This window comes from Citrobacter sp. Igbk 14 (genome assembly GCF_028069825.1).
Taxonomy (GTDB): Bacteria; Pseudomonadota; Gammaproteobacteria; order Enterobacterales; family Enterobacteriaceae; genus Citrobacter.
Genome location: NZ_JANEWM010000088.1, coordinates 1 through 12,695 on the forward strand (window position 1 = coordinate 1; position 12,695 = coordinate 12,695).

Here is a 12,695-nt window from a genome sequence, read left to right on the forward strand (position 1 = left end):
CAATGCCTGAAATAAAATATAGCACTCGATGTTTACTCGGGTGACATGAATTATTTTTTATAAATTAAACTATTTTTGTACGCTGCATATGGAAGAGGTTATGAGAGGAAAAATACCCAAAACGGAGTTGCTGGTAACTTTTGAAGTGGTTGCGCGTCACGAAAGTTATACCCGGGCAGCTGAAGAGCTGGCTTTAACACAAAGTGCTGTTTTCCGCCAGGTGAATGCGCTAGAGGATTTTCTTAATACAGCGCTATTTAATCATGCCAAAAAGCGCATTTTTTTAAATGCGGCAGGCAAACACTATTTAACTATCGTTAAAGAGACACTGAACAAGCTTGAACGAGACACGACGACGATCATGACATGGCAGCCGACCGTACAAGTGATCGAACTGGCAGTTAACCCGACGTTCAGTACGCACTGGCTGATCCCAAACCTGCGTGAGTTCAATAAACTCAATCCTGATATTATCGTTAATATTCATTCTCTGGCGAATATTGGTGATTTTCTTAACCGGGAATATGACGCAGCGATCATGCGGGAAGATTTTTACTCTCCGTGGTCGGGGGTAGAGTATCTGTTCGAAGAGGAAATTCTGCCCGTGTGCAGTCGTTGCCTGCTTGCCGAACCGGACCGGAAGCTGTCCGTCGATGAACTGCTGAATGAATACCCGCTTTTGCATCAAAGCACCCGCATCAAAGGCTGGCAGGAATGGTTTGCGCTGTCCGATGTCAGCAGTCCGCTGGTGAATAAAGGTCCGCGATTTGATCTCTTGTCGATGCTGATTGCGGCGGTACGCTCCAACCTTGGTGTCGCATTGCTACCTCGTTTTGCCATTCAGCACGATCTGGATAGTGGGGATATGGTGATTCCTTGCGATGTTCCAATGCGTACTGGGAATCGATTTATCATGACGTGGCGGGAGGAGAAATCAGAGTCCCTGCATTTGGAGATCTTCCGCAACTGGTTGCTAAATAAATCCGTGGTGTCGGCTGCCTGATAGCGGCTTGCGCCTTATCAGGCCTACAGGTTTCAGTGTTCACCATAGGCCGCGATAAGCATCGCGGCATTGGGCAAATCGCCGGATGCGGCTTAAACGCCTTATCCGGCAAAGGAGCGATTACCAGTCGATACCTGACTGTGCCTGAATGCCGCTATCAAAAGCGTGTTTAACCGGGCGAAGCTCGCTGACCGTATCGGCAAGTTCAAGTAACAGCGCATGGCAACCGCGCCCGGTGACTATCACACTCTGGTCGGCAGGGCGATTTTCGATGGCGCTGATAACCTCCTGAGTATCCAGATAGTGATAAGCCAACATATAAGTGAGTTCGTCCAGTACGACCAGATCATAATGCGCATCGGCTAGCATGCGCTTACTTTCCTGCCACACTGCCGTGGCCGCCTCGATATCGGCTTCCCGGTTCTGGGTTTCCCAGGTAAAACCGGTACCCATAATATGAAACTCCACGCCGAGAGGGTGCAGCGTGTTGTACTCGCCATTATCCCACTGGCCTTTAATAAACTGCGCGACGCCAACGGTTTTTCCGTGACCAACCGCGCGCGTCGCCGTGCCGAAGGCGGCGGTGGATTTTCCTTTACCGTTGCCGGTGAAGACAATCAAAATCCCTTTCTTCTCCGTTGCTGCCGCCACGCGGGTATCGACCTGCGTTTTTAGCTTCTGCTGACGCTGGCGGTGCCTGTCGTCATTGGCTCGCGCTTCCATGATAGCTCCTTAATGTCCTGCCGGGCAGGTTGCGCAGTGATGCTGCTGCTCAAACTGACTGAAGAAGTTATTGCCTTTATCATCCACTAAGACGAAGGCCGGCATATTTTTAACTTCCATCATCCAGACCGCTTCCATGCCCAGTTCGGGATACTCAAGACAGTGCAGGCTCTTCACATATTGCTGTGCCAGCAGAGCCGCTGCGCCGCCGATGCTGCCGAGGCTAAATCCACCGTGTTTGTGGCAGGCATCAGTAACCTGCTGGCTGCGGTTACCCTTGGTGAGCATAATGAGGCTGCCGCCTTGTGCCTGGAAAGCATCGACATACCCATCCATACGCCCGCCGGTGGTCGGACCCATTGATCCACAGGCCTGATTTTCCGGGGTTTTGGCGGGACCTGCGTAATAAACGATATGCTTTTTCATGTATTCCGGCATCGGTTCGCCGTTATCCAGACGCGCTTTAATGTTTGCGTGGGCGATATCGCGAGCGACAACAATCGGGCCGCTGAGCGACAGGCGGGTACCAATGGGCAGAGCTGACAAATCATTAAGAATGTCACGCAACGGGCGATCGAGGTTGAGCTGTACCGTCTGGGCGGTGTTTTCAACGCGGTGAGAGTCGGGAATAAACTTACCTGGGTTATGTTCGAGTTTCTCCAGCCAGATACCGTGTTTATTAATTTTAGCCTTGATGTTGCGGTCAGCCGAGCAGGAGAGCGCCATGGCTATAGGGCAGGAGCCACCGTGGCGCGGCAGACGAATAACACGAATGTCGTGGGCAAAGTATTTGCCACCAAACTGCGCGCCGATGCCAAATTCGCGGCTGGCATTGAGCAGTTCGGCTTCCAGTGCTGTATCGCGGAATGCCTGGCCCAGTTCATTCCCGCTGGTGGGCAGGTTATCGTAATATTTGGTCGATGCCAGCTTCGCAACTTTTAGCGACTGATCGGCAGATAATCCGCCAACCACAAAGGCGATGTGGTACGGCGGACAAGCGGCAGTGCCCAGCGATTTCATTTTTTCGATCAGGAAAGCCGTCAATTTCTCCGGCTGCAGAATAGATTTGGTTTCCTGGAACAACGCGGCTTTGTTAGCAGAGCCACCACCTTTGTTGACGAACAGGAAACGGTATTCGCTACCCGGCGTCGCGCTGATGTCGATTTGTGCAGGCAGGTTGGTCTGGGTATTGACCTCGTTATACATGTCCAGCGGGGCATTTTGTGAATAGCGCAGGTTACTTTCCGTAAAGGTGGTATATACACCCTTGCTTAATGCTTCGGCATCATCGCCACCGGTCCAGACCTGCTGGCCTTTGCTGGCGACAATGGTGGCGGTACCGGTGTCCTGGCAGTTTGGTAGTACGCCTTTGGCTGAGACTTCGGCATTGCGCAGCAGCTGTAATGCGACATACTTGTCATTACTGCTGGCCTGTGGATCGTGCAAAATGCTGGCAATCTGTTTCAAATGTCCGGCGCGCAGGAAAAATGAGGCCTCATAAAATGCCTGCTGTGCTAACAAGGTTAACGCTTCCGGCGCAACCTTAATAACTTCCTCTCCGTCTAACTCCGTCACAGTAATGTGTTGATTACTGAGCAATTCATATTCGGTATTATCTTTACTCTGAACAAAGAGTTCCTGCCAAACAAATGGTTTAGACATGTTTACTTCTCACCTCTTCATTTTTGCCGGATGACGGCGTAAATAAATGTGCTAATCGTAGGCCGGATAAGCGAAGCGCCATCCGGCATAGAGTTATTTTGCTAAAAAGACATTGGCTTTGGTCTCGTCAGCGACATATTCGATAGTTTTCTGGGCACGAACGCTGTTACCGGCTTCGTCCAACGGCGGAGAATAGACGGCAATCGCATATTTGCCGGGCACTATCGCAACCATTCCGCCGCCAACGCCGCTTTTTGCCGGAATACCGACGCTGTACAGCCATTTGCCGCTGCCGTCGTACAGCCCGGCAATTGCCATTTCAGCCAGCACCTGTGGCACATAGCGTTCATTCAGCAACTGCTTACCGTTGAAGGGCGACTTGCCTTTGTTCGCGAGTACGGCACCCATTTTGGCCAGTTGCTCAACGGTGATGTCCACTGAGCATTGGCGGGTATAAATTTCTACCGCTTCCTCTGTGTTGCCGTAGAAACTGTTGTAGGACTCCATCAGCTTCGCCAGTGCCTGGTTGTGCTGATTGGTTTCCATCTCGGACTTGAATACCGGTTCGTTGACCGTCAGTGAGGCATCCGCCCAGACATTCAGGTTGTTGAGGATTTTGTTCCAGCGATCGGTTTTGTCTTTGGCCTCAATCAGGCTGACGGTGCTCATTGCACCTGCATTCACCAGTGGGTTTTCCGGTGCGCCTTTCGTGAGTTCAACGGCTAAACCTGAGTTGAATGGCATGCCGGTGGCATTGGCCCCGAGTTTATCCAGAACCACCTGCGGGCCATGCTGCTCCATAGCCAGTGCCATGGTGAAGACTTTACTCAGGGATTCCATCGGGAAGGGCTTGTTGACATCGCCAACCTGGTAGATTTTGCCGTCAACGGTGGCAATGGTGATGGCAAAATTTTTCGGGCTATAGGTCGCCAGGGCAGGGATATAATCGGCGACTTTTCCATCATTGTTACTTTTGTATTTCTGATGTGCCTGCTCTATTAGCTTTGCGTAGTCCGGCGTGGTTTGCGCGAATGAGGCAGAGCTAAACAAGACGCTGAAAGCAAAGAGACTCACGCCGATAATTGTTTTGTTCATTGTGCGTTCCTGTTGATGTTGTTGGGAAAACTATCCTGTAGGCCGGATAAGGCGTTCACGCCGCCATCCGGCGTTAACACGGTATAATTGCCGGATGGCAACGCTGGCGCGTTTTATCCGGCCTACGACTAGTCGTCCTTCTGCTATCAGGACAACGCGACCTCTGTTTCGGTAACCGGGCGGTCTTGCTCCGGTGTTTTGACTGGCGCTGTTCCGCGGCAGCCTGAACCAAAGTGTTCACCTTCCCAGCGACCTACAATGGCAGCACCCATGGCATTACTCATGACGTTAGTGGCGGAACGCCCCATATCGAGGAACGGATCGACGCCCATCAGCAGGATCAGACCGGCTTCCGGAATGTTGAACTGGTTCAGGGTTGCGGCGATAACCACCATGGATGCACGCGGTACGCCCGCCATCCCTTTCGAGGTCAGCATCAGGATCAGCAGCATGGTGATTTGCTCGCCCATGCTCAGCTCAATGTTGCACGCCTGGGCAATAAAGACGGTGGCAAAGGAGCAATAGGCCATGGAACCGACGAGGTTAAAGGAGTAACCAATCGGCAAAACGAAGCTGGCAATTTTTGACGATACGCCGAATTTTTCCAGCTTATCCAGCGTGCCAGGGAAGGCCGCTTCAGAACTGGACGTGGTAAAGGCCAACAGCGCCGGTTCGAAGATTGATTTGGTGAGACGTGCGATGCAAGGCCCGACTATCATGCTTGACAGGCCAATCAGAATTGCCCACAGCATACCCAGTGTCAGGTAGAACTCGCCCATAAAGATACCGGCACTGACCATTACACCCAGACCACGCTCGGCAATCAGACCGGAAATAGCCGCGAAAACGGTCAGTGGGGCAAACAGCATGACGTAGCCTGTCAACTTCAGCATGACGTGTACCAGCGAATCCAGAACCTTAACGATAGGCTCGGCTTTTTCACCGATGGCGGCCAGGCTGCAACCGAGGAAAATGGAGAACACCACGATCTGCAGAATTTCGTTACGCGCCATTGCGTCAACGATACTGGTTGGTACGGCATGTGAGATAAAGACTTTCAGCGTGAACGGCTCTGACTTAACGGCTGCGACAGCACCGACGTCATGCGGAACAAAGTTGATGCCTGCGCCCGGCTGGAAGATATTAACGATAACCAGACCCAATGCGATCGACAGCAGTGAGGCACAAATAAACAGGAAAAAGGTTTTAGAAAATATACGACCCAGCGTTTTGGCATCGCCCATCTTGGCAATACCGACAACCAGAGTTGAAATAACCAATGGCGCAATAATCATCTTCACCATACGTAAGAATATAGTGGTGAAAATGGAAATATCCTGTGCATATGATTTTGCTGTTTCAGCCGCGGCCATATTATTAATGGCCACCCCGGCAATCATGCCGAGTATCAGGCCTAATATGATCATCTTCGTTAAACTAATTTTCTTCATGTGTACTCCATCGGATAAAGGCTGGTAATTGGAATAATGTAGGGTGGCGTGTGCCTGAGCCCGGACAGCAGCTCAGACGCACGCCTGTTGTGACCAACCGCATGAATATTCGAAGCACTGTGATACCGCTGAACTCTGTGCTCCAATGGCTGTTATTGTGTTTTTTTGTTACAGATCGAATTCAATACTTAATAATGGTGCGTGTTGCTGCGCGCCATAAACATCATTGTCACCGACATTGCCGGAAATAATATCGCGCGGCATGACAATTTTTACTGCGTTAGCGGGATCAAACCAGACAATATTGTGAATAAAATCAGGTTCAACATTATATAACCCAGCAATAAGTTGCGGAGTTAATTGCTCCGAACGTTTTACCCGCTGATAGTCTTCCCGGGTTTTAAACAAAATATCTAAAACCAGTTCGTACGGTCCGGCATTTTTGGAGCGAATGACCTGCGCCAGTGAACAAATTGATTGTTTCATGCCTGAACTCCTTCTGGCGTCACCTGCTCAATGTGGAAATCAAACCGCAGTGCATCGCTAGCTTCAATCAGGTGATAGATCGAGAACTCATACACCGGCCCACTCTGAATATCAGATGGCGAGAATGGGAAAGCGAGGTTGCCCGCGGTCGCAATACGATTTTCATAGCCGTAGTGCAGTAGGGTAGAGCGCACCAGCGAGCAAACGCTGTTGGCGATATCCTGCGTTGGCGCGACAACGTCCAGTAAAATCCCCAGTTCATGACCGGCGGTTTTCATCGGTTCATGATTACCCATCACGCCATTCTTACCGTAAAGGTGGAACGTCATGCGGATACTGTCATCATTCAGTGAGAGGTTACGCGCCACGCTTGCCTGTACTTCTTCGAGAATGGTGTCGATACCGGCAATCATTATCGGGTCGCGCGTCCCGGCGATAGTCAGGCAGCGGAAGCCAACCTGACGTGCGCCTTCCAGTTTCAGTGCATACGGCGTTTCTTCATGACGCGAACCGCTGACATACACTTCACCTTCGTTAACTGCGGTGAAAGTACATGCCTTCAGATTCAGTACACCGCCGGGTCCCGGCAGGAAGTACGGGTCGGACTTCTCGTACAAGGTATGCGCCGCAGCGGAGGTTTCGGTGAACTTACGCTTTGGATTGAACGCTTTCAGCGTAAAACCGTTGTCGTCGATGATTCCCATTGCGCAATCCGAGCCGGAGCCAGGGGTTGCTGCAATGGCAGCACACTCAAGGATCTTACCGCAGTGCAGCGCCAGACCTTCATCAAAGCCTTGCATAATCGGTAGCGCCGCGAAGCAGGCTGGATCGTAAGCGCGTCCGCCCAGAACAACCTGTGCACCCGCTTTCAGCGCACGCTGGAAAGGTTCGACCCCCATCTGCGCGACGATGTAGGTGCTGTCTTCGATGGCTTCGTGCGTTAACTCAGGCACGAAGTCCAGCGCGGTGATTTTGCCGTTATCCAGCGCCTGGTGAACCACGTCTTTATCAACATCAGACGGAATCAGCGCCATGGAGAAAGACAGTTTTTCTTCCTGGGCAATCTCATGGATTATCTGGCGGCACCACTCCAGATGCGGAGCAGCACCGGAACCACCGGCGGTGCCGATAACCACAGGGATGTTGTTCTTAACGCCCGCCACGATCATATAGCGCAGATCGCGTTTTACCCCAGCCCTGTCAGTGAAGGGTTTACCTGCCCCCAGGTAGTGGGGGCCAGGATCGGAGGAACCTGCGTCAACAGCAATAAGATCCGGTGACTCTTCCATGGCTTTACGAAAACTCTCTTCCGGGAAGCCATAACCCAGGATAGCCGTAGGCGATAAGATCTTAAATGTGCGTGCCATCTCTTAATCCTTAGTTTGCAACAGCGCGATGGTGCGGTTCATTTCGTTAAACACGATGTTGAGACCTTCATCGAATCCCATACCCGGTTTTACCAGCATGCGCATTGGGCGTGCGGCCAGTGCGACGTGGACACAGGTGCGAGCACTGATCTCGGTTTCGTTACAGGTACCGCCCTGATAGGCTTCCATGGCGTGTTTGTTGCAATACAGCACCGCATCAACGATGTTGTGAATACCGCCCAGGTCCGGGGTTTTGATCTGCACCATGTGGCAGCTGCCCGCGTCGGTGAAGTCCACGATGTCCTGGTAGGTGTTACACCATTCATCAGCCACGATTTTCACGCCGGAGCCCAGACGGGTCAGCTCTTTGGTGATGGCGGTCAACATGCGGATCTGATCCGGTTTGTTGCCGGCATCAACCGGACCTTCAATGTACAGCGGCAGGCCTTGCGCTTCGGCTTCCAGGCTGGCGATGTATTCGGCGCAACGCACCGGGTCCATATCAAAAATCAGGCCGATCGTGCCGTACACATCGATATGCAGCGTCGGGTGATAACGCTCGCTGGTGCGCAGACTTAAGATACGGTCAGACAGCCAACGCACATACTCACGCAGTTTTTCGCCTTTAAAGCCCAGCTTCTCTTCAACGTTATTGATCAGTGCATGCGGCAGGACATCCACACCTTTGAGGATCATTTTGTCGACGGCGATATAGCGGTCGTCACCACTCTGACCAAATAATGGAATGGCTTCTGGTACGCACGGCAGTTGCCACTCGTCGCATACCACTTCAGTTTTCAGACGACCGGTGGCCAGTGCCGCCGCGTCAAGCAGTGCCTGAGACAGACCATAACGAACGGCGGTATGCAGCAGGTGGCCGTCAATACGCAGTTGGTCAAAGAAACGGGCATTCGGCAGGAATGCATCAACGTCACGACCTTCCAGCAGCGGTTTGATGTGATCGTTGAGGAATGGAATGAAGTTCTCAGCCAGGAACAGCGGATCGCGGCCGCCGGCACCTGAATATTGCACCGCAGCGCAATCACCCACTGCGACCGCGCCGTTTTCCAGAACCAGCTGGACGGATACGCATTCACCAGCCTGACGCACGGAGGTAAAGCCTGGCGTTACCGGATCGCCGGTATAGATAAAGCCGTCATGACCTGCGCCGTTTTTGATGGCCTGCTGATCGTCAAAATAAAATGAGGAGTAGCCAGCGGTGAAAAGGGCCTGTTTGATTTTCATTATGGTCTTCCTATTAATTTACTGTGGGATACGGCGTTGATGTCATCAATGACCATCTGGAAAGAAGGTTTGCGACCTTCAAAATGTGCGCGCTCTGCAACGTAGTCGTGGTGCAGCGCGAGAATGTCTTTTGGCAGTGGAACCGCACCGGCTTCGAGAATACGGATAGCGCCTGTGTTATCGCGCACCGGCAGAATTTTGCCTGCGTTGCAAGCGGCTGGGGCGAAGGGGACATCCAGAACACCAGCTTCAAAAGCCAGTACCGTACCGCGTGCAATGTCGCCATTACCCAGCTCGAAGACTTTTTTCAGTACTGCGCGGACTTCACTCTTAATCAGTTCGACTTCCTGTTCCACGGCAGCGCACTGTGGGAATTTCTGGTCGCTAACCATGTTAAGCATCTGGCGTGACGCTTTAAGACCCTGAGCATTAGCCGCGGCGGTTGGGATGCCGAAGGCTTCATGCGGGCTCTTGGTAATGACTTTTGTGGCACCGGACATGCCAGCAACCGCAGCGCCCCAGGCGATAACGGAGAAGGCTTTTGCTTCATCTTCCGGGAATCCGCCCATCCACTGGTGGAATACGGTACTCAGCTCATAATCATCGAAGCCGTGGTTATGGAAGTATTCGTGGGACAGTTCGCGCAGTGCCTGAATGGCGGCGATATCCTGCGTCAAACTACCGACCTGGCCGTAACCGACGGTAATGGACTTCACGCCTTGTTCCAGTGCCAGCAGACCTTCGATAATCGCCACCGAGTGGGACATAAACGGCGGGATCAGGGTGCCGGTCAACGGACCAAACGGTTCACGGTTGATGCGAATACCATTTTCTTCGTACAGTCCCATCAGGCGATCGCAGTACTGCCAGTCACGAATGGATTTTTCCAGCGTGACGCGTTTGGCGTAAGGGATGTTGTAGGAGATACCGCCACCTTCGTAGCTGGTAAAGCCACTGGCCATGGCGATTTCTGCCAGCAGACGTGCATCTGGCGTACCGTGGCGGACCTGGATTGGTTTCTCCAGCGACTCAGTCATACGGCGGCAGGCAGCAACCCCATGATTGACGACGGGTAAACCATTCAGTTTGGAGGTGCCCGCCTCGATAGATTTTTGGATCCCGACAGCCGCTTCTTCATAGCGGTTCAGACGGGTATAGGCATCGATTGTACTTGGCAGGAGGTCACATTCTTCCTGCAATGTTTTAAGCAGCTCAATGTGTTCATCCATGAGTGCGACGCCTGCACGCGGCTGGCTCAGCGTTTTACCTTCCTGGTCGGCCTTCAACAGCGCGAGGGAGAAGCGTTTTGAATCTGGAATTGATTGCTGGTACTTCACGCCATCTTCGAAGTTCTCAACGTCTTTGCCGGTTTCCCAGGTTTGCAATACCTGATGCCTTTCGGTCATGAATTCGTCGTGGGTCAATTTTTTATTTCGAAGTTCCATTCGTAGCTGCCTTTAGTTTTGTAGGGTTAAACACTGAATGCTGGTGCGAGCAGCGGCTTGCGGGTACAGCCTGGCGACGTTTGCCAGTAGAGGGAGCAGGCCATATGAATCGCGGTAATACTCAAACTGATTCGGTAACAGAATTCTTTTACCCTGGTCGTCCAGCTCCCGGTATTTGAGCCAGTTATGAATATCGAACTGGCTGGCGCGAGAGAGCCATCCACCTGAACCGACAACTTTCCGTACGGTGGTGAGATCGCGACCCATCTGTAAATCCACGTTACCGACGCAGGTGCAAACCTGCTTCTTAGTGCCCGCGTGGCGCTCAGCGGCATAGCCCACGCACAAACCGGCTAACAGAGTGTCGAAATATTTCTCTTCCTCGTTGACCGGCAGGTAGTCCGGCTGCCCAACCAGATGGCGCAGGTAGCGATAAAACGCCTCCTCACGTTGTGGCTGTTGGGCGAAAACAACTTTCACCATATCCTGCGTGCTTTCTCCCACCACGACGGCGGAAACGCGCATGCCCAAATCACCTTCAACGGTACGTTTGACGAAAGGTTCAGGGACACCATGCAGGACAGTATCGGGGGAGAGGGTATTCGCGCTGGCTGAATAGACATCCGTGGTGGCGCCACCCATATCGATCAGCATGAATTCCTTCCATGCGCTGTCGTAATCGCTAATTGCTTTTACCAGTTCATACACCGTCCACGGCGTCGGCATGGGGTCTTCGCCTGTTTCACCCACGATGACGTCAAGACCTTTACCTTTTACGATGCGTGACAAGAACACATCGCAAATGGCCTGACGAGCGGCAAACGGATTCGGGTGATCGAGATCCGGCAGGATGTTGTCTACCGTGGTCAGATCTTTGTGACCCAGAATCGTTTGTATTTCGTCCTGAATATCACGGTTTCCGGCATAGATGATGGCGCAATCAAGCTTCGAATTCGCCAGTGCACGCGCATTGGCCAATCCATAGCTTTCTTCACCGCCATCTGTACCCCCTGTAAACAACAGGATATCTGGTGGGACGGATTCCAGCTCCTGGATGTCATGACGGTTCAGCTTGTACGAATAATATTGCGCGATTTTCGCTCCTGCCGAGTGAGCGGTAACTTTCGCCGATTCCAGCGTAATGGAAGGCACCAGCCCCATTGCTGCAACGGCGAGTCCACCTTTGGCTGAGGAGGAGTACTTCAACTGCACTTCACCACTTTTCAGTAACGGGCGAGCATCGGCAACATTCAGCACCTGATTCAGGCTGGCAAAAAAACCGTCTGCCAGATGATGTGTGGTGGTTGGGGTCAGGACATGATTGACCAGCGTTAACACCTCTCCTTCCTGTGCGAAGAGGGCTGCCTTGGTCCATGTCGAGCCGATATCGACAGAAACTGTTTGCATCAGATGGCCTCTTCCAGGCAACGCTGTTCGAGGCCATTGTGTTGGTGAATATCGTTAGTGATAAGCGAGCAGACATCTTCCAGGTCGTGGCTGGGGGCGAAAACGCGGTTGAAGCCCATTTCTTTAAACTTCACTTCGACATCGGCAAAATCGTGTTTGCCCACAACAAGGTTACCGCCGACGTACAGCAGAATGTCGCCGAGGCCGCGTTCAATGCAGCGCTCACGCAAACCGAGACAGTCAATGTCGCCGTGGCCGTAGATGGAGGACACCACGATGGCATCGGCGCCTGTTTCAATTGCGGCATCAATATATTCATCCTGGCTCACCATCACCCCGAGGTTGATTACGTGAAAATCATGAGCAGTAAAAACGCGATCCAGAACTTTATTGCCTACTGCATGGCAGTCAGCACCGATGACGCCAATAACAAGTGTAGATTTCTTCATGGGTAATCCTCTGTAGGGCTGATGGTCAATAAGTAAAGAATATTTCTAATATTTAGAACATGGATTGTGACAACCTCTTAATAGGGTTGGAGTTTCTGTGGAAGCGAAAAAGGAAGCAATTGATCTATTTTCAAAATATCCTGCATAAAACGATTGTTATATTGTCTTTTTATAAAAATGCATTTAAATCAACTCGTTATAAATTAGTTTCTATTGGTTATTTTATTTATTAGCGAATTGCGTAATAAACAACTTGCCATGTTTGTGATCGAAATCTTATTTTGTGTGGCGGGCTTTATCTGGGGTGTTTTTAATAATTTAAAAAATGATATTCGCTAAATAACTTGTGAACGACATAACGG

11 protein-coding genes are annotated in these 12,695 nt (G+C 51.7%); 1 reads left to right on the top strand and 10 read right to left on the bottom strand.

Annotated features, from left to right (window positions below):
* The first annotated feature begins 100 nt into the window (after positions 1-100).
* Entirely contained in the window at positions 101-1,003 is a 903-nt protein-coding gene (locus NNN64_RS21405; RefSeq protein WP_137381339.1) for a LysR family transcriptional regulator, read from the top strand.
* Between the two features lie 120 nt (positions 1,004-1,123).
* Here NNN64_RS21405 and cobO read toward each other — a convergent pair whose 3' ends face one another.
* From cobO to glmS, 10 genes are all read right to left on the bottom strand, one after another.
* Positions 1,124-1,726 carry a cob(I)yrinic acid a,c-diamide adenosyltransferase gene (gene cobO, locus NNN64_RS21410; RefSeq protein ID WP_271442699.1) on the bottom strand — a complete coding sequence of 201 codons (603 nt, stop codon included), beginning with the start codon at positions 1,724-1,726 and terminating at the stop codon, positions 1,124-1,126.
* Between the two features lie 9 nt (positions 1,727-1,735).
* Positions 1,736-3,388, bottom strand: a complete 1,653-nt coding sequence (locus NNN64_RS21415) for a class I fumarate hydratase (RefSeq protein ID WP_271442700.1) — start codon at positions 3,386-3,388, stop codon at positions 1,736-1,738.
* 93 nt (positions 3,389-3,481) lie between these two features.
* On the bottom strand, positions 3,482-4,483 hold the full coding sequence (glsA, locus tag NNN64_RS21420) for a glutaminase A (protein WP_271442701.1): 1,002 nt from the start codon (positions 4,481-4,483) through the stop codon (positions 3,482-3,484).
* 146 nt (positions 4,484-4,629) lie between these two features.
* A complete protein-coding gene (locus tag NNN64_RS21425; RefSeq protein WP_271442702.1) occupies positions 4,630-5,934 on the bottom strand; it encodes a dicarboxylate/amino acid:cation symporter in 1,305 nt (434 codons plus the stop codon).
* A 168-nt stretch (positions 5,935-6,102) separates the two neighbouring features.
* The gene (locus NNN64_RS21430; RefSeq protein WP_005122536.1) at positions 6,103-6,420 is read right to left on the bottom strand and encodes a DUF4387 domain-containing protein; all 318 of its coding nucleotides are present in this window, start codon (positions 6,418-6,420) and stop codon (positions 6,103-6,105) included.
* A complete protein-coding gene (locus NNN64_RS21435; protein ID WP_137381334.1) occupies positions 6,417-7,787 on the bottom strand; it encodes an acyclic terpene utilization AtuA family protein in 1,371 nt (456 codons plus the stop codon). The genes NNN64_RS21430 and NNN64_RS21435 overlap by 4 nt, the downstream gene beginning before the upstream one ends.
* Before the next feature lie 3 nt (positions 7,788-7,790).
* Positions 7,791-9,032, bottom strand: a complete 1,242-nt coding sequence (locus tag NNN64_RS21440; RefSeq protein WP_137381333.1) for a methylaspartate ammonia-lyase — start codon at positions 9,030-9,032, stop codon at positions 7,791-7,793.
* A complete protein-coding gene (locus tag NNN64_RS21445; RefSeq protein ID WP_271442703.1) occupies positions 9,032-10,477 on the bottom strand; it encodes a methylaspartate mutase subunit E in 1,446 nt (481 codons plus the stop codon). Before NNN64_RS21445 ends, NNN64_RS21440 begins: the two co-directional genes overlap by 1 nt.
* Positions 10,478-10,489: 12 nt before the next feature.
* Complete coding sequence (glmL, locus tag NNN64_RS21450) at positions 10,490-11,884, bottom strand: methylaspartate mutase accessory protein GlmL (RefSeq protein ID WP_271442704.1); 1,395 nt, start codon at positions 11,882-11,884, stop codon at positions 10,490-10,492.
* The gene (glmS, locus tag NNN64_RS21455; RefSeq protein WP_137381330.1) at positions 11,884-12,333 is read right to left on the bottom strand and encodes a methylaspartate mutase subunit S; all 450 of its coding nucleotides are present in this window, start codon (positions 12,331-12,333) and stop codon (positions 11,884-11,886) included. Before glmS ends, glmL begins: the two co-directional genes overlap by 1 nt.
* Positions 12,334-12,695: the final 362 nt, after the last annotated feature.